The organism is Methylophaga sp. SB9B (assembly GCF_004832235.1).
Taxonomy (GTDB): domain Bacteria; phylum Pseudomonadota; class Gammaproteobacteria; order Nitrosococcales; family Methylophagaceae; genus Methylophaga; species Methylophaga muralis.
Window position 1 is genome coordinate 50,600 of record NZ_SSXS01000002.1, and the last position, 20,359, is coordinate 70,958.

Consider the following 20,359-nt stretch of genomic DNA (forward strand, 5'->3'; position numbering starts at 1 on the left):
ACTTCAGAAGTTGATGACATTGAGCTTGCCATTACGCCGCTGCTTGTTGGTAAAAGGTGATTTGCAACTTTGTCATCAAACTGTTGAAGCATTATTGGCCGTCTGGCAAACAACAGACCATATCTGGCTGACTGATTCGTCTCAGGCTACTGCCGGTAAATATAGCCAAAAACAAGCCCGCCAATTTCTTGGCCGTGAATTTGATGTGGTGGTTTTTGATGCATTGCAGGAGTTCAACGCAGATAGCTTTGCAGCCATTATCGGCACCATTCGTGCTGGTGGCATTCTGGTTATTTTGCTGCCAGAAACCAATCCTGGATCTAACTGGTATCAACGATTTTCACTGATTATCGAACGCTATCTGATGGATTTCGCTGAATTCCACCATTGGCTGCCGGGTCAGATTTTACCCAGTGATTTTCGACCAGAAAAACACACGAAAACCAGTGCGTTTAAGCTCACAGTTGATCAACAAAATGCCTTAAGCCTGTTACATAAAACGGCATTTGGTCACCGGCGTCGACCTTTAGTTATTACTTCTGACAGAGGTCGTGGCAAAACAGCTTTGTTGGGCGTGGCTGCTGCTGAATTGCTCAAACAGGGCAAACAGAAAATCGTGGTTACGGCGCCAAGTTATGCCAGCGTCGACACCTTGTTTACACATGCTGCCAAACAATTGGCTGACGCTCAATTAGGTCATGGACAGTTATTTTGGAATGATGGCGAGATTCAGTTTGTTGCACCAGATGCATTGCTGGAAAATGAACTGGAAGCGGATGTTTTATTGGTTGATGAAGCGGCAGCATTAACTTTGCCGATGTTGACACTAATGTTACAACGTTATTCGCGTATCATTTTTGCAACGACTCTGCATGGGTACGAGGGCAGTGGTCGTGGGTTTAAATTGCAGTTCCAGCAAATTCTTGAACAACAAGCACCGGGGTGGAGGCAGATTGAATTAATCGAGCCGGTACGCTGGAATCTCGGCGATGTTTTGGAGCAATTCAGCTTTGAACTATGTTTACTGGATGCTGAGCCGGTTGCTGAAGAATTGATCGTCGATCTTGGGATACAACGGCTGCAGGTTAAAAAACTGACTGCAACAGAATTATTACAGGATGAAGCCTTATTAAGGCAATGTTTTGGCTTGATGGTGACTGCACACTACCGGACTCGACCATCCGATTTGCAAATGCTGCTGGATCGTGAAGATATGTGGCTGTTGGGTGTGTTTAATCAGCAGCAACTGGTCGCCAGTGTCTGGCTGGTTAAAGAAGGTCCGATTAACCCACGATTAGCTGCAGCAGTGTTTGCCGGTGAACGCCGATTACATGGTCATCTGTTACCACAAACTCTGCTGGCTCATTCGGGGATCAGTATTGCCGGTGAATATCATTATCAAAGAATTGTAAGGATTGCTGTCCATCCGGCGTTGCAGAATCGCGGGATCGGCAAGTATTTATTAAGCGCCGTGACCAGTCATTTACCGGCAAACACCGACATATTAGGCTGCAGTTTTGCTGCCAGTGAAGCTTTGCTAAGGTTCTGGCAAAACAGCGATTATCGATTGCTGCGAGTGGGGGCACACAGTGATCATGTCAGCGGGCGGCACGCAGTAATTCTGGCAAAGCCAATTAGTCAGGCTGGTGAAGGACTGGTGAAGCAAACCCAGCAACGACTCATTCAGCAGTGGCCGGAATTATTACATAGCCAGCTATGCCATCTGGAAAGCGGGCTGATCCCGTTGTTGACCCAAATGCTGCCGGAATCCGAATTGCCACTCAGTGCGATAGATGAAGAAGAGATTACAGCTTATGCTTTCCAAAAGCGGCATTACGATGCCTGTCAGGTTGCCATTCGGAAATTTGTGTTGAATTGCGTGGCACAGCAGCGATTTTTATCACTACCAACATTAATGCAATTGATTTGTTTACGATTTGTATTACAGCAGCAACCGATAGCGGCAGTCTGCCGACAACTTAATTTAAAAGGTAAGCAGGATCTGCTTCAGCAGTTGCGTGAAGCGGTGCGGATCTTATTGTTGTGAGACCAGATACAGCTCACCATCATTAATTTCTGTTTGTAAGGCGGTCAGGCTTTGTCCACGGCAGGGACCGGAAATACAATAGCCTTCTTCCAAGGTAAATAATGCGCCATGGGTTGAACATTGAATATGGGTTTCTTCCAGCGATAAAAACTTGTCCGGCTGCCAGTTCAAAGGAATGCCCAAATGCGGGCAATGATTTAGATAGGCGCGGATTTGCTTGCCTTGGCGAAGCACGACAATATCCAGTTCACCTTGTTCTAATGGGATTTGAAATCCATAGCTTTGATGGTCTTTCAGGTCTTTGATATGACATACAAATTTTTTCATAATGATTTAACAAGATTCTCAAAACCATATTGTTGGCATTTGCGGGCAGCCAACTGACTGGCAAATTGCAGACTGTCATTAAGCGACTTTTTTGCCAACAGACTATGGATCATGCCGGCATTAAAGGTGTCACCAGCTCCCAGACTGTCGACTGCCTTTGGAATTTTGGTCGCGGGGCAAAAAATCATCTGTGCATTGTGCAAGCCATACGCTCCCTCTGCACCCCAGGTGCAGGTTGCTGAATGTGCATGACAAACAGCATCAAACAAATCCTCAGCAAGACGATAACCTTTTGCTTCTGCATATGCTCTGGAGAAAAACAGCCAGTCTGCCATGTCGAATAAACTTTCGATGCTGTCACGAGGTTTTTCAATTTCAAGGGATATCGGCACATTTGGTGAATTTTGCCGACAATGTTTGAGTATTTTTGCTAACTCTGTAATGTTGCGGCCTTCAAAATGTAACCAGTCGAACTGAGTTAAATCGATTTGTCGGAATGCGTCAAAAGATAATTCCGGGCAATCACGGTGATGCACAATGGTTCGACTGCCATTCTGGCGGTTCAGAGTGATATAGGAAGTCGGCATTTTGCCCTCGTTAAGACGAGGCAAAACTGCGTATTGATCTGATAGTGATTTAGATCGGCTTCGATAAGCTGAACATCAGCCTCATCAATCAAGGTTGCCGCCAAAAAACTTTGATGGCCCAGCTGACTTAGTACACAAAGTGTGTTGCTGGCATTACCACCACGGCTGATGCGCTGTGTTATTGCACGAACTTCATCGTCTTCTGCCGGAAAACTGGCAACTTCATTGATAATATCCAGTGTGGCAATGCCGGTGGCCAGAATAGCTGCCATCAGTTAATCAAATCAGATGTCGTCGAAAATAGCACCGACTGCATCAGTAATCGCATCAATATCACCGGTACCTTTAATGGTGTGTAGTTTGTTTTGCTGCTGATAAAAACCCACCAGTGGCGCGGTTTGTTCTTCGTATACTTTCAAACGATTTTCGATGGTGGCTTCGTTATCATCCTGACGCTGGAATAACTCGCCGCCACAGTTATCACAGACACCTTCTTCAGCCGGTGGTGATAAATGCACGTTAAAGATAGCACCACAATCTTTACAGGTACGACGTCCGGTTAAACGTTGCATCAATTCATTGAATGGTACATCCAGCAACACAACACCTTGTAACGGTTGTCCCAGATCAACAAGCATCTGATCCAATGCTTCCGCTTGAGCAATATTACGTGGGAAGCCATCGAGGATATAACCATTCTTGGCATCATCATGGGTTAAACGTTCACGAATAAGGCCAATCACGATTTCATCAGATACCAGGGCGCCAGCATCCATCGCGGATTTAGCCTGTTTACCCAGATCAGAACCTGCGGTGACGGCGGCACGTAACAAATCGCCAGTGGAAATTTGCGGGATATCGAATTTTTTCGATAGAAAAACACCCTGAGTGCCTTTACCGGAACCCGGCGCGCCAAGTAATACTGTTCTCATGTTTGCCTCTTACTAGTTTGCTGTTCGTTTAAAGTTAGATTCTTATAATAAGTTTGCTGCCAAATGCTCTAATTGTATGGCAACTTTACGCAATAACGGTGGAATTATCTCTGGGGACAAGCCTAATCTTTCCCAAGCGACGGGATCTAATGGCGGTACATGCATATCCCCACTATGGCCGAAAGGAACTGCGCTTACCATCACATCGGCCACGTGCACGATGCAGACTTCTACTGCGTAACCTGAAGCCACAGGCTGATGATGATGTCTGGCAACAAATCCTAACGATTCGGGTAAACGCCATGCCTGAATTAAGGCTTCACCGACTTCGGTATGATCAAAACCGATCACCCTTTTTTCAGCTAAATGTAAAACCTCATGGCCGAAACGGGCACTTTTAATCGATTCAGCGGCAAGCTCAGGCATTGACTGATACAGCACCAGACTGCCGATATTGTGCAACAGCCCGCCAATCAGATATTGCTCACTTTGTTTATGACCGGCGGCTTCAGCCAACAATTTGGCGCAGATAGCGCAAGCCAGACTGTGTCGCCAGAAGGTGTTCATCTCGATCAGTGTTTTTGGAATGCCAGTGAATGCATTGACTACAGAGGTTGCCAATACCAAATGGGTCAGTTCACGGATCCCGATAACGGTAATAGCTCTGGAAATAGTGTTGATTTGAGAAGGAAAACCGTAAAACGGACTATTAACGATCTTCAATAAGCGTGTTGTCAGCGCGGGATCGGTATTAATGATTTTACTGATATCGTCAATTGCACTATCTGGATCATTAATCAATTCATCCAGCCGCGCATAGGTACTGGGCGGTGAGACCAATTCGAGTGATTTATTAACCAGTGATTGCGCTGTTAAAGCCATGCTGCATCCGGTTCATCGGGTGTTAATTTTTCCAGCGATGCTTCATTAAATAACAAGGCAATCAATGGGTGGTTCAAATCAGCATAGCGGAACAATTCCTGACGTTCAGCCAGCGCCTTTGCTGCAAGTTCATCATGATGCCCGGTTGTCATTAGCGCAGATTCCAATATTGACTGCTGATTAATGTTTCGCTGATTTTGACGCCGAGACTGCCGGCAAATCGATCCAGATAGCTTGGGCGAGGCGTGTAATCGACAATGTCTTCTGCACCAACAATGTCTCTGGCAACTGTGCTGCTATTCGCAAGTCCATCAACCAAGCCGAGCTCAAGTGCCTGTTCACCTGACCAGAACAGGCCAGAGAAAATCTCATCATTATTTTTCAAGCGATCACCACGACCTGTTTTGACCACATCAATGAATTGCTGATGAATGTTATCAAGCATTTTGTGTGCATGCTCCACATCATCCTGTTGTAACGGCATAAAGGGATCCAGAAAAGCTTTATTTTCGCCAGCAGTCAATGAACGTCGTTCTACTCCTAGTTTATCCATTGCTTCAGTGAAGCCAAAACTATCCATACGTACGCCAATCGAACCGACAATACTGGCTTTATCTGCATAAATTTCATCAGCAGCTACTGCGATGTAATAGCCACCGGATGCACATACATCCTGAATAACGGCATAGACCCGGAAGTCAGGACGAGTGGCACGCAGGCGTGTTATTTCATCATTGATAACACCTGATTGAACCGGGCTGCCACCTGGGGTGTTCATTCGAATGATCAAGCCTTGGGCCTGTGGATTTTCAAATGCATCGCGAATACCGGTCACAATACGATCTGCACTAGCTTCAGTGTTTGGCGCGATCACGCCGCTTACTTCAACTAAAGCGGTATGGGGTCCTGATGGTAATGAGGAACCGCCGAATGGTCTGGTAACTAAAAATACGGCAACCAGATAAAGCAGGATTAAAAATTTAAATAGATAACCCCAACGGCGTGATGCACGTTGTTCTTTAATGGCAGCAAATGCGAGATCTTGTAAAAGTTTGCGTTCCCATTTGTCATTTTGCGCTGCATCATTTTGCGGTGGTTGCGTATGTTCCGGTGGGAAGTCGCCAAAAGTTGCCATTGTGTTTCATCCTGAACAATAAAGTGAGTGGGTCACATCATAATCAAAAGCGCACGTTGTTACCATGCAACCAATCATCCAATGCAAACAAGTCATTAACGATATGCAGCGGATCGCATGCTTCAAGCCTGTCCAATGCATGTGCACCGTGAGTGATAGCAACACTTTTCGCCTTTGCATTGTGAGCCATCAGCAAATCAAATTCGGTGTCACCAATCATAATCGTATCTTCAGCTTTTACACCGCAGAATTCGATTAATTGTTCCAGCATTTGCGGATGTGGTTTGGAATGACATTCATCCGCACAACGTGTTGCTGTAAATAAATCAGCCAAACCGGTTTCCGCTAGCACTTTATCCAGACCTCGCCGGCCCTTACCGGTTGCCACGCCGAGGAAAATATTCTGATTTGCCAGTTTATGCAATAACTCAACGGCATTATCAAACATCGGTGATTCATGTGGATGATCCAGCCAGATATCGCGATAAGCCATTGCCAGCCTTTGAATATCTGCATCGGTACTATGAGGATAAAGTGTACGAACAGCTTCAGAGAGGCCTAAACCAATAATCTGTCTGATCGCCGTATCGGTTAAGGGTGATAATTGCAGTTTGTGGATTGCTTCGCGCATGCAAAACACAATATGACTGGTGGAATCCATCAGTGTGCCATCCCAATCAAAGACGATCAGCTGATAGTGACTCATGACTGTGCTTCCAATTTTTTTAAAACATCATTTAATGAATCAGGTAATTCAGCATGAAAGGTCACTGGCTCATGAGTGATTGGATGTTTGATGGAAAGCTGCCAGGCATGCAAAAACATACGTTTTAAGCCAAATTGTTTCAGACGTTTATTAAATTCGCGATCACCGTATTTTTCGTCACCGGCAACGGGATGTGACTGGCTGGCACTGTGTACCCGAATCTGGTGCGTTCTACCGGTATAAAGTTTGGCGGCAACCAGCTGACAATCAGCAAAATTCTGTTTTACCTCAAACAAGGTTTTGGATTTTTTACCGTTAATATCCGGTGCAACCATGCGCTCACCTGAGCTCAAGGTATTCTTCTGCAATGCCAGATCAACAATATTTTCATTAGCCGGCCAGTGGCCCTTGGTTAACGTTAGATAACGTTTATCAGTTTCAGAATTTTTCATCTGTTCTTGTAGATTGAGCAGTGCTTCGCGACTTTTTGCTATCACCAGACATCCTGACGTATCCCGATCCAGACGATGTACCAATTCTACAAAGCGATTATCCGGGCGGATAATGCGCATGGCTTCAATAACGCCTAGCTGGATTTGGCTGCCTGCATGGACTGCAAGGCCGGAAGGCTTGTTAATCACCAGCAGAGCATCATCTTCCATTAGAATAGACTGCTCAAGCGCCTCGGTAAGCGAATCTGATAAATCTGTGATGATGACTTTTTCACTGACGCGAAGCGGGGGAATTCGCACTTGGTCACCGGCCTGCAGTCTGTAGGTCTGTTTGATGCGACCTTTATTGACCCGAACCTCACCTTTGCGCAGAGCACGATAAATCCGGCTTTTGGGAACACCTTTTTCCAATGTAATCAAAAAATTATCGATCCGCTGCCCAGCCTGATCGGCCCGAATATCGATAAATTGAACTGCTGGAGTTGCTTGTGAGGAATTCGCCATAAATTATTGTTAGGTTATTTCTTGCTGATGTGGTTGCAGACTGATATATTTCGCCGTTGGTCTGTACGTAAAATGAGGTCAGTATACCGACTTTCTATTAATCAGACTTAAGCAAACGTCGCGCCCCCTAGGAATGGGGTTGATGCGGCTAAGGACACGAAACGAATTTGAATACGCTGAACAGGGGTTCAGTGATGCAGGGCTCCCTAAAACGGAGCTTGTTTTTGAGAATAAATGGTTCCCACGTCTGGCTACAGCAAAACAAATAGCAAAAAATGTACAAGACAGGGCGACGAAGTAAATAATCAAACGTACTGTGACTAAAGAGAGTCGCAAACGTTATGTAGCGTTGCAGAACCCTATTGCAGCCACAATGTGATGACATTGTATTAATGACCAGTAATCTGAGAATTCGATGCTGGCAGTGCCCGATTAGTTGATTATATTGCTGTTAAAACGCCGTTCTGGATGCTCTGGGCAGGCTGATGCCGCCCGGCTTACTGACTGTACCGACGCGTGAACCTCTAACTGAGGTTTATGAATGAAACGAATTTTAATTAACGCAACGCACGAGGAAGAGTTGCGTGTTGCGATGGTCGATGGCCAACGCTTGTTCGATTTAGATATCGACACCCCTTCCAGAGAACAAAAGAAAGGCAATATTTACAAAGGTAAAATCACTCGCGTAGAACCCAGTCTTGAGGCTGTTTTTGTTGAATACGGTTCTGAGCGCCAAGGCTTTCTGCCACTAAAAGAAATCAGCAAAACCTATTTCAGACAACACAAAGATGATGGCGAAGGTAATGGCCGCATCAACGTGCAGGACGTACTTTCTGTCGGTCAGGAATTAGTCGTTCAGATTGAGAAAGAAGAGCGTGGAAATAAAGGCGCAGCACTGACTACCTTTATCAGCCTTGCGGGTCGTTATCTGGTATTAATGCCAAACAGTCCACGTGCCGGTGGTATTTCACGCCGCATTGAAGGTGATGATCGCGCTGAATTGCAAGAAGCCTTACGCGAGCTGGAAATCCCTGAAGGCATGGGCATGATCGTCCGCACCGCTGGGGTTGGCAAACAAACTGAAGAGCTGCAATGGGATCTGGAATATCTGGTCCAGTTGTGGACAGCGATTGATTTAGCTACCAAAGACCGCAGCGCGCCGTTTCTGGTTTATCAGGAAAGCAACATCATCATTCGTGCTTTACGTGATTATTTACGTAAGGATATTGGTGAAATACTGGTCGATTCCCCAGAAGTCTATCAAACCGGTTATGACTTCATGCGCATGGTTATGCCGCATGAATTGAATAAATTCAAGTTATACCAAGACAAAGTACCGTTATTTACCCGTTACCAACTGGAAAGCCAGATTGAGAGTGCCTTCCGTCATGAAGTGCGCCTGCCTTCCGGTGGTGCTTTGGTCATTGACCCGACTGAAGCGTTGATTTCAATTGACGTTAACTCGGCCCGTGCTAATAAAGGCGGTGATATCGAAGAAACGGCACTGAACACCAATCTCGAAGCGGCTGAAGAAATTGCCCGTCAATTACGCTTGCGTGATTTGGGTGGTCTGGTGGTTATCGACTTTATTGATATGGGCCCAACGCGCAATCAACGTGAAGTTGAAAACCGTCTGCGTGACCATTTGAAGTCGGATCGGGCACGGGTGCAAATTGGCCGTATTTCTCGTTTTGGTTTGCTGGAAATGTCACGTCAACGTTTGCGTCCGGCATTAGGTGATGCACATCAGGAAGTTTGTCCACGTTGTGCTGGTTTAGGCCATGTACGTGGGGTTGAATCCTTAGGTTTAGCGGTGTTACGACTGGTGGAAGAAGAAGCCACTAAAGATAATGTCAGCCAATTGGTAGTACAGTTGCCGGTCTCAGTCGCGACGTTTATGTTAAACGAAAAACGTGCACAGATTGATGCGATTGAGAAACGTCATGGTGTGCGTTTGTTGCTGATTCCTAATCCACACTTGGAAACACCGCATTACGATATCGAACGCATCAAAGATGGCAATGAAAAACAAACCAGCAGCCATCAATTAATTAGCACGCCTGAAATCGAAGCGGCAGTAGTATTGAAAGAAAAACCCGTGATGGAGCAGCCTGCAGTTACCGGAATAGCTCCTATTGCTCCAGCACCAATTATCAAGCCGACCGCAGCCGTACAACCGGAACGTAAACCAAGTCTGTTAAAACGTTTGTTAGGAGTTTTAACAGGTTCGCCTGTGGAAGAGCCTGTGGAAGCATCCAAGCCGCGCACTGCAGAAAAAGAGAGCGATGCCGAGAGGGAAGCTCGTAATCAGAACCGTCGTAGTCGTGGACGCAACAATAGTAATCGACGCAATAACAATCGGCCACGTCGGCCGGAAGGTGTTGCAGGTGAAGAGCTGACTACTGCTAAAGCGGCTGCACCTAGTGCTGCTAACGTTGTTGAAGCTGAAAATAAACCTGCAGTCGATGCTAACGGCGAAGAAAAATCACGTAATCCGAATGCTAAACGCTCGCGTCGTGGTGGTCGCCGTCGTCGTGGACGCGGTGAAGGTGACGTAGCAACTGCGACGGATACCACGGTTAACACCGCTAATGAAACAGTTGAAAAAGTGGAACGTGTCGAAAGAGGTAATGCTATTCCGACACCGCCGCCAGAAGTGAATGGTAATGCCATTCCTGCGCCGGAACCTGAAATAAACGGTAATGCGATTCCAGTTTCGACAGAGCCGGAGATTGATGGAAATAAAATACCGGAAAAATCTGCGCCACGTCGTTCGCGTACCAGCACCAGTGCCAGTACTAATAATCGTCGCCGTCGCGGTGCACCACCGAAAGATAAAGAAAACCGTGAAGCAAATGAGGTAGAAAAAAATTCTGCTTCGGCTGATAATGAGACTCAGAAGGTTGAAAAACCTAAGCCAGTTGAAAAACCAAAACCAACTGAAGAGAGTCCTAAAGCAGATGCCAAGGAATCATAAATTTAGCTGTGACGACTTGCTGAACCTTATTGGTCAGCAAGTCGTATATCACCATCAACGTTGTGAGATCATCGAGCTGCTGGATGGTTGTGAGTTGGTGTTACAAGAGCTCAATCAAGGTAGCAATATTCAGCCGACACAATATGGAGAAGGGCATCGCCCGGTGCCGGTCACCCATGTGTTACCGGTCTTTGATGGTGAAGGTGAATTACACACCGAACTTGTCGCTGCTGGCCTCGATCAATTATTGAGAGAGCAAGGCCTCTACGGTCAGTAAATCCTGTTCGGTATCTACACCATGACCAGGATCAACCTGGGCTTCAGTTAAATGTATCCGGTTTCCATGGTAAAGCGCCCGTAACTGTTCCAATGATTCAAATTGTTCCGGTGGCGCAGGTGGTAATTCGTGATAACGATGCAAAAAATCCGCTCGATAAGCGTACATGCCAACATGTTTTAAATGCGGCATTGTGATGTTATCAATAGCCTGTCTGTTATTAAACTGTTCGCGTAGCCAGGGGATAGGGGCGCGACTAAAATACATCGCATAACCTTTAGCATCCACCACCACTTTAACGATATTAGGATCAAACACCTGCTTAGCATCTTCTAACGGGCTGTATAACGTTGTGATTGCTGCCTCACGATGATGGGCCAGATCTGCTGCAACTTGATTAATCAATACAGCGGGTAAACACGGCTCATCTCCCTGCACATTGACCACTAAATCATCACCATGGAATGCTCTTATTTGCGCCACCTCGGCCAAACGATCGGTGCCGGAAATATGATCATCACGGGTCATGCAGACATCCGCACCAAAACGCTTTGCGGCTTCGGCAATCCGCTGATCATCGGTGGCAATAATCACTTCACTGGCTTCACTGGCTAAAGCGCGTTCATAAACATGTTGAATCATCGGCTTGCCAGCGATTTCACGTAAAGGTTTGCCAGGCAGCCGGGTGGAAGCAAAGCGAGCTGGGATGATGATTTTAAATTGCATCAGTCGATTTCTTCTGCAGCAAGTTCTCGCGCCTCATCAATCAGCATTACTGGGATTTCATCACGAATCGGATAGGCAACTCGACAGGCTTTACAAACCAGTTCCTGTGATTGTTTGTCATAGATAAGACTGCTTTTGCAAACAGGGCAGGCGAGTATTTCCAATAACGTTTTATCCATTTAGAGTTCTCTTAGTTTTTGGTCGATTTCAGGGCCAAGCGAAGCACTCAGTTTGGCCTCAGCTGGTACATACCACATATTTTCGCTAGCAAATTGCTGACATTTTACCGCATCTTTTTCTGTCATCAGTATTGGGTATGGCTCGGGGAACTGGAAATCAGCGGCAGTGTAATGTTGATGATCGGCAAATGCATGGGGTATCACGGTTAATCCCAACTGCTGTAATTGATCAAAAAAACGTTGGGGATGACCGATACCTGCCACAGCATGAACTGGCGTGGTAACAAATTCACTTAACGCTTTTTGAGCTATTTCATCCTGTAACTGGATGGCTTGGTGGATCAGCAGTTGCATGCTCAGCTCAGCATTTTCTGACTCGCCATGTTGAATAATAAAATTGACTGTTTGCAAACGTGAGATTGGCTCTCGTAATGGTCCGGCAGGTAAACAGGCCTGATTTCCAAGACCGCGTTTACTGTCAATAATGACAATTTCCAGGTCACGTTGTAGTCGGTAATGTTGTAAACCATCATCGGTAATAATGATGTTGCAGTTATTTTCTGCTAATAGTTGTTGACCGGCTGCAATCCGATCAGCAGCCACTACCACCGGACATTGAGTCCGTCTATGAATCAACAGCGGTTCATCCCCAACCTGTGCTGCCAGACTGTCATGATGAACACTACAAGGATAATAATCAGCTTTACCGCCATAACCACGACTGATAATACCCGGTCGCCAACCCTGTTTTTGTAAAAACAGGGCCAGCCAGATAACAAAAGGCGTTTTGCCACTGCCGCCGACACTGATATTGCCAACCACAATCACTGGGACTGGCAAGGCTAATTGTTTAAAAATGCCAGTTCGATATGCCTGCGACGTAGCATGATAATTAATCGATAGAGCCAGCTTAAAGGCAATAACAGCCACGTTAACAGAGAGGGGCGATACCAACTATTGGTCAGCCAATCCAATTTCATTAGTGCTGCTGAAACTGCAATCGATGTAATTCAGCATAATGGTGGCCTTTATCCAGCAATTGCTGATGGGTTCCGGTCTCAACAATATGGCCATCATGCATCACAACAATAAGATCGGCTTTTTCGATGGTTGAAAGCCGATGAGCAATCACTAATGTTGTCCGGCTTTGCATCAGATTTTCCAGAGCTTTCTGAATATGACGTTCAGCTTCAGAATCGAGAGAGGCGGTCGCCTCATCCAGAATCAGAATCGGTGTATCACGTAGTAACGCTCGGGCTATCGCCAGTCGTTGGCGTTGTCCGCCTGATAGTAAGACACCGTTCTGTCCCACCTGCGTTTGTAATCCTTCTGGAAGCCGTTGAATAAACTCCCAGGCATGGGCCTGTTTAGCCGCTTCGATAATACGTTCTTCCGCAACGGCTTGTTTCTGACCATAGGTAATATTATTGGCGATAGTATCGTTAAATAAAATAACCTGTTGATTGACAAGCGAAATCTGATTTCGCAGGTCAAGTAGTTTGAGGCTGCAAATATCTATTTCATCAATGAAGATCTGACCGCTAGTCGGCATATAAAAACGTGGTAACAGGCTGACTAAGGTCGTTTTACCACTACCAGAATGGCCAACAAAAGCAATGGTCTGACCAGCCTTGATTTCAAAACTGATATTGTCCAACACTTTTCGTGAAGTATTGTCGTATTGAAAGCTCACCTGCTGATAGCGAATATCGCCTTTAGCCTGTTTAAGTTCGCGCTCACCGGTATCTGCTTCAGGTTGCTGATCCAGCATAGTAAACACACTGTCTGCAGCAGCAATACCAGCCTGCAGTTTTGAGTTGAGTTTGGTAAGCCGTTTAAGCGGAGTCAAAATCATGAACATGGCGGTGATAAATGAGATGAAGGTACCGACAGTAATTTGATTCAAAACCTGCGGCAGGGTCGCCAGATAAATCACTACAGCTAAACCCAGCACTGCAATCAGTTCGATAATCGGCTGACTGGTTGCTTCAGTCGCAATTTTTTTCATTCGTTGGCGGCGATTGAGTTGGTTAACCTTATCAAACCGTTTGGCTTCGTATTGATGGCTGCCAAAGGTTTTAACTTCCCGATGACCTTCAATGACTTCACTTGATGTATGGCTCACATCTCCCATGGAATTCTGAATGGTTTTACTGATACGACGGAAACGGGTACTGATTTTATAAACCAGTAATCCTATAAACGGTACGGTCAGCAAGATAATTAATGACAACATGCCATTGAGATAAATCATCCAGGCCAGAAGACCGACGATAGTCAATGTATCCCTGACCAAAACCAGTATGGCGTCAGTAGCTGCGTCTGCCACTTGCTCAACGTCGTAGAGTAATTTCGACATTAACTGACCGGAGGTACTCTTGTCGTAAAAACTGGCTGGTAAGGTCAGCAAACGATCAAACATCTCAGTACGCAAGGTCATAATGACATTACGGGCGATCCAGCCTAATCCATAGGTTGTCAGGAAATTCGCGACACCTCGAACCAGAAAAATGCCAATCAGCACGATGGGGATCCATTTGATAATAAAAGGATCTTTCTCAACAAAGCTGCCATCCATTAATGGTTTCATCAGGGCAGCCATTGCGGTTTCGCTACCGGCATATACCAGCATGGCCAGAATCACAGCAGCAAATACCAGCCAATAGGGTTTGACATAGGTAAGCAGGCGCTTATAGAGCTGAAAAGCGCTCATCTCAGTCGCTATTTGTTTCATGGAGTCTCAGTTGTTTTTTGTCGTGTCGCTAGCGTCAAACGGGTAAAGCCGAGTAATTGGGCTGCATCCATGGCAGTAACGATATGTTGGTATTCAGCATTGGCATCTGCACTGATAATAATATGTGGATCGTTATTGTCACCGGCCGTGGCTTTGAGTAAATCACGCAAAGCATCACGGGTCAGTTCTGCCATTGGGGTGTCGTTGACCAGCACTTCACCATTCGCCCGAATAATAATATCAATCGGCGCTTCCTGTTCTACTAATGCCTGACCACTGGCTTCGGGCAAATCGACTTTTAAAGAGCTTTCGCGGATAAAACTGGTCGACACCATAAAAAACAGTAATAACAAAAACACCACATCAATCATCGGGGTGAGATTGACATCAGGTTCCTCAGAGTTACGAGGCAGCAATTTCATTGCGCACGAGCCTCATCGGGGTCAAATTCACGTTCGCCATGTAACATTTCAATTAATTGCATGGCTTGTTCTTCCATACTGACGACCAGCTGATTAATTTTTCCGCGGAAGTAGCGATAAAAAATGACGCTGGGAATAGCCACAACCAAACCCGCTGCCGTGGTAAGTAATGCTTCTGAAATGCCGCCAGCCAGTGTTTCAGGATTACCGACACCTTCCAGCGTAATCACCGCAAACACTTTGATCATGCCAATGACGGTTCCCAGAAGACCTATCAACGGTGAAATCGCGGCAATAGTGCCCAGAGTATTGAGATTGCGTTCCAATTGCTGGGTCACATGTCGACCGGTGTCTTCAATACTCTCTTTGGTGATATCACGGGAGCTATTGCGATTAATTAGTCCGGCGGCGAGAATTTGGCCAAGAGGAGAATTTTTTTGTAACGAGTTGATTCGATATTGGTCGATTTGTTTGAACTGTAACCATTGCCAGATTTGGGTAATTAACTCAGGTGGTGCGATTCGACGTTGTTGTAGGCTCCAAAATCGCTCTGCAATAATCGCAATCGCAATTATTGAACAGCCAAGTAGCGGTAACATCAGCCAGCCACCTGCTTTAAATAGTTCCAGCATGCTCCATCCGTCCCAGTTATTGAAATGTTGTCATGATACGTGAAAACGCGATTATTCAGTAGCGTTGCGCATCCAAATTCTGCGCTGTTGTTCGCGCCAGCTTGCAGGAGTTAAATTCATCTGAGGATCGATCTTTATCTGTAATGCGCCTTGTGTACCAGTTTGATGGGTTAGGCTACCTGCATTATTGTAACGGGCAACTACTTCGGCAGCCGGAAAGTTATAACGGTTTTGAAAGCCACTGGCGAATAAAACAAAGCTAGGTGATACCTGTTCAATAAAAGCAGCAGACGATGAGCTGCGACTGCCATGATGAGGTGCAACGATAATATCTGCACTGAGTTGCTGAGCATATTTTCGCACCAACTCGATTTCTGCCCGACGTTCAATGTCACCCGTTAATAAGATAGTGCCGTATGGACTGGTGATTTTAAGTACGCAGGATAAATCATTGCGTGTACCCGATTGGTTAACAGCTGGATGAAAAATTTCAAATTGCACGTCATCCCACTGCCAGGATTGACCCTGCAGGCAGGGCTTGCTGCCAGATAATTTATCCGGCTCACTCATTAAGATTTGTTTGGTGGGATAAGCCGCTAAAACCGCCTCGGCACCACCGATATGGTCATTATCAGCATGACTTATCATCAACATATCCAATTGTTGAACTCCGTGATAACGGAGAAAAGGAACAACAACTGCTGAGCCGGTATCAAACTCGCCAAAAGCAGGACCGGTATCAAATACCAAAGTGTGATGTTGGGTTTGTATGACAGCAGACAGGCCCTGTCCCACATCAAGTAAGGTAAACCAGACTTCTGCAGGGCCAGGGCGATTTGGACTGTAAAAGAAAATTGGCAATAGTAATACAGCACCTAACCAGCGTAGTGGCCAGCCACGCGGGGCAAGTAGTATCAAGATACCAATTATTGACAAGCACAGCAGTCCAACAGAAAACACTGGAGTTTGCCAAACTGACAAGGGCGACCCGGCCAGAAAATCCAGATACCACCATAAAATGGATAATAACCGTTCAGTAACATCCAGCAACCAGACCGCTATCGGTATATCAATGCTTAATAGCGCCATCGTCACTAATAACAACGGCACAATCAAAAAACTTACCACAGGTACAGCCACTAAATTAGCTAGCGGGGCAATTAAAGACGTTTCCTGAAAGAACAACAATAACAATGGCGTTAACGCGACAGCTATCCACAAATGAATATGTAACCAAAGCCACTTTCGTGCGGGTTGACGATATTGTGCTACATACAGAATGCTTAACACTGCGGCAAAAGATAACCAAAAACCCACTGCCAACACGGCAAAAGGATCGAGGAACAGGACCAATATCAAACTCAGACTTAAAACTTGCAAGGGCTCTATGCGGCGTTTAATAAAGATACTGAGCATGACTACCGTGACCATCACCAAAGCACGTTGCGTTGGGATGGATAAACCGGCTAACAAGGCATAGAAAATGGCAAGCAACAGGCCGCCAATCGCGCCGGCTTGCCGATCACTTAATTTTAGTAACTGTTGGCTACGCATCCGCCAGATGGTTTTGATGGCAAAAAAGCCTAATGCCGCGGCCAATCCGATATGTAACCCAGAGATCGCTAAAAGATGGCTGGTTCCGGTTTGTCTTAACGTTTCCCATTGTGCTGAAATCATTCGATCCCGGTTACCGACAGCCAAACCCTCAATCAAAGCCAAATGGGGACTGTGTTCCAAAGTAGCAGACATTTTGGTAAGTAACGCTGACCGCCAATGGTTGATCGAGAATATCGAAGCCGATTGGAGTTTCTGATTTAAATCCGATTGCCGTATATAACCTGTCGCCCCAATCTTTTGCTGAAATAACCAGGATTCATAATCAAAACCGCCAGGGTTCGCCATTCCTTGAGGCACTTTCAAGCGCACCAGAAGTTGCCATTTTTCATTGGCCTGAGGGACGAGCTCAGGCGGGTAATACCAACTCAGACGAATTTTTTCAGGTAATTTTATGTTGTGATTTTCAGGTTTAAATTCAAATCGAAGCCGTTGATCGTTATGATGGGGCAAAGAGTCAATGAAACCAGTAACCAGGATATCTTGTCCCTGAATAGAAGGATCAAGTTGGTTATCCAATCTTAAGTGGGCTTGTGTGCTGGTCCAAACTAACGCCACAACAAATGTCAGAACGGTCCAATGTGACCTGTGCCAAGCAATTATAATCAAGGGGAAAAGTGTGAGCAGCCAATACCATGCCGGTAGCTGTGGCAACCATGCTACCAGCAAACAGCCCGACAAAAATGCAATAGCAGGTTTGACCATATATCCCTATAATGACCGCCGTTTGTCCGTAATACTGAGACGCAATGCCTCGTAAGTTCCTGAAACGAATAATGCCAGATCACGTCACCATGCGCGAGCATAAGCACTTGCGTCGTTTTGGTGAAAAGATCATGGCGCCTGAGTTATGGCATTTGAACAGGAAGTCAGTATCAGCAGCAGTAGCGATTGGCTTATTTCTGGCGTTTATTCCGATGCCTGCACAAATGCTTGTCGCAGCCATTTTTGCTATTTGGCTGCGCGTCAATCTGCCTATCGCAGTGATGAGTGTCTGGATCACTAATCCGCTGACAATGGCACCCATTTTCTTTTTCAGTTACAAAATTGGCGCAATGATATTGGATGTGCCGCTTCGAACCCACGAATTCGCTTTTAGTCTTGAGTGGCTCTGGGAAGAATTAGGTTTTATCTGGCAACCGTTTTTACTCGGTTCAGTAATATGTGGTGTATTGGCTGCTGTACTGGGAGTTATAGTCGTTCGACTAATCTGGCGCTTGGTGGTTATTCACAGCTGGTTAAAGCGTTATCGCCGTCAAAAAGCGCGACGTGATAATGACAGTAACCAGCCCTAAATCAGTTTTGTAACTTACCGTCAATTAATACCAATTGTTGATCCATCTTGGCGGCTAATTGCCGATCATGAGTCACGATCACCAGAGCGGTACCTAGCTCAGCATTCAGCTGCATAATCAAATCAAAAATGCCTTCAGCCGTATGATGATCCAGATTTCCTGTTGGTTCATCGGCTAATAAGCAGGCTGGTTTGGTAATCAAGGCACGGGCTAAAGCTGCACGTTGACGTTCACCACCGGATAATTCACTGGGTTTGTGATGTACGCGATGGCCGAGACCAACCTGTTCCAATAACTGAGTTGCCTGCTGTTTAGCTGATTTTGGATGCATACCGCCAATTACCAATGGCATGGCGACATTTTCTTCCGCGGTAAACTCTGGCAGCAAATGATGAAACTGGTAAACAAAGCCCAACGATTGATTACGTAATTTGCTCAGTGCACTAACAGAAAGCGTACTGATATCCTGATCTAATACTTCAATTAGTCCACTGGTTGGACTATCCAGTCCTCCCAACAGATGTAGCAGGGTACTTTTACCAGAACCGGAGCTGCCAACAATCGCAATGCGATCACCTGCAACAACGTTCAGATTGATATCCTGCAGAACAGGGGTTTCCAGATTGCCATCTTTGTATCGCTTCGCCAGATTCTGGCAACGGATTACATTGGTATTAGTCATAGCGTAATGCCTCAGCCGGTTTCACCTGTGCTGCACGCCAGGAAGGATAAATGGTCGACAGAATCGATAATACAAAGGCGGTAATACCAATAACGGTCACATCATTCCAGTTTAGCTCTGATGGCAGATCACTGATGTAATAGACTTCGGCCGGCAGGAATTGGTAACCCAGTAGGGTTTCTATCCAAGCGATAATATTCGACACATTCAGCGCCAGAATCACGCCGCCAATCACCCCGAGTAGCGTACCTATAAGGCCAATAACTATGCCTTGTACCATGAAGATACCCATGATGCCGCGAGGGGACATACCTAATGTTCGGAGAATGGCGATGTCTGAGTATTTATCGGTCACCATCATTACCAATGTTGAAACGATATTGAAAGCAGCAACGGCGACAATCAGCATCAGGATGACAAACATCACGGTTTTTTCAGTTTTTAATGCGCGGAAAAAGTTGGCGTGTTGGTAGGTCCAGTCAGCCGCACGATATTCTGCCGGCAAACTATGCAATAAATCACGGGTAATGCGTGGTGCCTGATAGACGTCATCCAGTTGCAGCCGAAGGCCCGTTACTTTGCCGGGAATACGAAATAAATTAGCGGCATCCTCAATATTCATGATGGCTAAGGCACTGTCATATTCATACATGCCAATTTCAAAAACACCAGAGACAGTCAAACGTTTCAGTCTTGGAATAACGCCGGCAGGTGTTGGTGTAACGTGCGGTGTTATCACAGTAATCTTGTCGCCGGTGCCCACACCCATGGCGATAGCCAAATCCTTACCCAGAATAATGCCGTAACTTCCTGGTTGCAGTGAGTCAAAACGACCCTGAATGATTTTGTCGCCAATGCTGGAAACCTTGGGTTCCAGAGCCGGATCCACACCACGGACTTGCGTGCCTCGAACCCGGCTGCCTTGATTGAGCATCGCCTGACCTTCAACAAAAGGTGCCGTACTAACCACACGCGGAAAGCCTTCAACCAGTGCTTCGGCTTTTTTCCAGTCAGCCAATGTGCCGTCCGAGCCAGTAACAAACGCATGCGAGGTCATGCCCAGGATGCGTTCTCGTAATTCCTTTTCAAAACCATTCATCACCGATAACACGGTAATCAATGCCGCCACGCCGAGTGCAACACCCAGCATGGAGGTCATGGAAATGAACGAAATAAAATGATTACGCCGTTTGGCCCGGGTATAGCGGGCGCCAATATAGACACTTAGAGGTCTGAACATATTTTCGCT

Annotated in this window: 22 protein-coding genes; 4 read left to right on the top strand and 18 right to left on the bottom strand. The window is 46.0% G+C overall.

Features of this window, described 5'->3' with window-relative positions; translation table 11 throughout:
• Positions 1-13 precede the first annotated feature (13 nt).
• Positions 14-2,047 (top strand): tRNA(Met) cytidine acetyltransferase TmcA, encoded by a 2,034-nt coding sequence (locus E8Q33_RS02305; RefSeq protein WP_136552557.1) that lies wholly within the window; start codon positions 14-16, stop codon positions 2,045-2,047.
• Here E8Q33_RS02305 and E8Q33_RS02310 read toward each other — a convergent pair.
• From E8Q33_RS02310 to rluC, 9 genes are read right to left on the bottom strand one after another with little or no spacing between them, the layout of a single operon-like run.
• Complete coding sequence (locus E8Q33_RS02310) at positions 2,036-2,374, bottom strand: Rieske 2Fe-2S domain-containing protein (RefSeq protein WP_247869878.1); 339 nt, start codon at positions 2,372-2,374, stop codon at positions 2,036-2,038. The two genes, E8Q33_RS02305 and E8Q33_RS02310, sit on opposite strands and share 12 nt — an antisense overlap.
• Positions 2,371-2,961 (bottom strand): PfkB family carbohydrate kinase, encoded by a 591-nt coding sequence (locus E8Q33_RS02315; protein ID WP_247869879.1) that lies wholly within the window; start codon positions 2,959-2,961, stop codon positions 2,371-2,373. Before E8Q33_RS02315 ends, E8Q33_RS02310 begins: the two co-directional genes overlap by 4 nt.
• Positions 2,937-3,233: a PfkB family carbohydrate kinase gene (locus E8Q33_RS15870; RefSeq protein WP_247869880.1), complete on the bottom strand. Its 297-nt coding sequence runs from the start codon at positions 3,231-3,233 to the stop codon at positions 2,937-2,939. The genes E8Q33_RS02315 and E8Q33_RS15870 overlap by 25 nt, the downstream gene beginning before the upstream one ends.
• Positions 3,234-3,245: 12 nt before the next feature.
• Positions 3,246-3,893, bottom strand: coding sequence for an adenylate kinase (locus E8Q33_RS02320; protein ID WP_069295013.1), 648 nt, complete (start codon positions 3,891-3,893; stop codon positions 3,246-3,248).
• 42 nt (positions 3,894-3,935) lie between these two features.
• Entirely contained in the window at positions 3,936-4,775 is an 840-nt protein-coding gene (locus tag E8Q33_RS02325; RefSeq protein ID WP_069295012.1) for an HDOD domain-containing protein, read from the bottom strand.
• Positions 4,766-4,927 (bottom strand): hypothetical protein, encoded by a 162-nt coding sequence (locus tag E8Q33_RS15410; protein WP_168800121.1) that lies wholly within the window; start codon positions 4,925-4,927, stop codon positions 4,766-4,768. Before E8Q33_RS15410 ends, E8Q33_RS02325 begins: the two co-directional genes overlap by 10 nt.
• Entirely contained in the window at positions 4,927-5,910 is a 984-nt protein-coding gene (locus tag E8Q33_RS02330; protein ID WP_069295011.1) for a S49 family peptidase, read from the bottom strand. The genes E8Q33_RS15410 and E8Q33_RS02330 overlap by 1 nt, the downstream gene beginning before the upstream one ends.
• Positions 5,911-5,953: 43 nt before the next feature.
• Complete coding sequence (locus E8Q33_RS02335; RefSeq protein WP_069295010.1) at positions 5,954-6,616, bottom strand: HAD-IA family hydrolase; 663 nt, start codon at positions 6,614-6,616, stop codon at positions 5,954-5,956.
• The gene (gene rluC, locus E8Q33_RS02340) at positions 6,613-7,572 is read right to left on the bottom strand and encodes a 23S rRNA pseudouridine(955/2504/2580) synthase RluC (RefSeq protein ID WP_136552561.1); all 960 of its coding nucleotides are present in this window, start codon (positions 7,570-7,572) and stop codon (positions 6,613-6,615) included. The genes E8Q33_RS02335 and rluC overlap by 4 nt, the downstream gene beginning before the upstream one ends.
• Positions 7,573-8,113: 541 nt before the next feature.
• Between rluC and E8Q33_RS02345 the strand changes: the two genes are divergently transcribed.
• Together E8Q33_RS02345 and E8Q33_RS02350 are read left to right on the top strand one after the other, a co-directional pair.
• A complete protein-coding gene (locus E8Q33_RS02345; RefSeq protein WP_136552563.1) occupies positions 8,114-10,549 on the top strand; it encodes an Rne/Rng family ribonuclease in 2,436 nt (811 codons plus the stop codon).
• Positions 10,550-10,565: 16 nt separating this feature from the next.
• Positions 10,566-10,826 carry a hypothetical protein gene (locus tag E8Q33_RS02350; RefSeq protein ID WP_084002831.1) on the top strand — a complete coding sequence of 87 codons (261 nt, stop codon included), beginning with the start codon at positions 10,566-10,568 and terminating at the stop codon, positions 10,824-10,826.
• On the opposite strand, the gene kdsB is transcribed toward E8Q33_RS02350, so the two are convergent.
• From kdsB to E8Q33_RS02385, 7 genes are read right to left on the bottom strand one after another with little or no spacing between them, the layout of a single operon-like run.
• Positions 10,794-11,552 carry a 3-deoxy-manno-octulosonate cytidylyltransferase gene (gene kdsB / locus E8Q33_RS02355; protein ID WP_136552565.1) on the bottom strand — a complete coding sequence of 253 codons (759 nt, stop codon included), beginning with the start codon at positions 11,550-11,552 and terminating at the stop codon, positions 10,794-10,796. The two genes, E8Q33_RS02350 and kdsB, sit on opposite strands and share 33 nt — an antisense overlap.
• Positions 11,552-11,731: a Trm112 family protein gene (locus E8Q33_RS02360; RefSeq protein ID WP_136552566.1), complete on the bottom strand. Its 180-nt coding sequence runs from the start codon at positions 11,729-11,731 to the stop codon at positions 11,552-11,554. Before E8Q33_RS02360 ends, kdsB begins: the two co-directional genes overlap by 1 nt.
• The gene (gene lpxK / locus E8Q33_RS02365; protein ID WP_247869881.1) at positions 11,732-12,685 is read right to left on the bottom strand and encodes a tetraacyldisaccharide 4'-kinase; all 954 of its coding nucleotides are present in this window, start codon (positions 12,683-12,685) and stop codon (positions 11,732-11,734) included.
• Between the two features lie 25 nt (positions 12,686-12,710).
• Entirely contained in the window at positions 12,711-14,465 is a 1,755-nt protein-coding gene (gene msbA / locus E8Q33_RS02370) for a lipid A export permease/ATP-binding protein MsbA (RefSeq protein ID WP_136552568.1), read from the bottom strand.
• Positions 14,462-14,887 carry a biopolymer transporter ExbD gene (locus tag E8Q33_RS02375; RefSeq protein WP_136552570.1) on the bottom strand — a complete coding sequence of 142 codons (426 nt, stop codon included), beginning with the start codon at positions 14,885-14,887 and terminating at the stop codon, positions 14,462-14,464. The genes msbA and E8Q33_RS02375 overlap by 4 nt, the downstream gene beginning before the upstream one ends.
• Positions 14,884-15,519 carry a MotA/TolQ/ExbB proton channel family protein gene (locus tag E8Q33_RS02380; protein WP_069295002.1) on the bottom strand — a complete coding sequence of 212 codons (636 nt, stop codon included), beginning with the start codon at positions 15,517-15,519 and terminating at the stop codon, positions 14,884-14,886. Before E8Q33_RS02380 ends, E8Q33_RS02375 begins: the two co-directional genes overlap by 4 nt.
• A gap of 51 nt (positions 15,520-15,570) precedes the next feature.
• Positions 15,571-17,838, bottom strand: a complete 2,268-nt coding sequence (locus E8Q33_RS02385) for a DNA internalization-related competence protein ComEC/Rec2 (protein WP_136552573.1) — start codon at positions 17,836-17,838, stop codon at positions 15,571-15,573.
• A gap of 71 nt (positions 17,839-17,909) precedes the next feature.
• On the opposite strand from E8Q33_RS02385, the gene E8Q33_RS02390 reads away from it, so the two are divergent.
• Positions 17,910-18,428 carry a DUF2062 domain-containing protein gene (locus E8Q33_RS02390; RefSeq protein ID WP_084002829.1) on the top strand — a complete coding sequence of 173 codons (519 nt, stop codon included), beginning with the start codon at positions 17,910-17,912 and terminating at the stop codon, positions 18,426-18,428.
• Position 18,429: 1 nt separating this feature from the next.
• On the opposite strand, the gene lolD is transcribed toward E8Q33_RS02390, so the two are convergent.
• Both lolD and E8Q33_RS02400 read right to left on the bottom strand, forming a co-directional pair.
• Positions 18,430-19,110, bottom strand: coding sequence for a lipoprotein-releasing ABC transporter ATP-binding protein LolD (lolD, locus tag E8Q33_RS02395; RefSeq protein WP_069295000.1), 681 nt, complete (start codon positions 19,108-19,110; stop codon positions 18,430-18,432).
• Positions 19,103-20,350, bottom strand: coding sequence for a lipoprotein-releasing ABC transporter permease subunit (locus tag E8Q33_RS02400; protein WP_069294999.1), 1,248 nt, complete (start codon positions 20,348-20,350; stop codon positions 19,103-19,105). The genes lolD and E8Q33_RS02400 overlap by 8 nt, the downstream gene beginning before the upstream one ends.
• Positions 20,351-20,359: the final 9 nt, after the last annotated feature.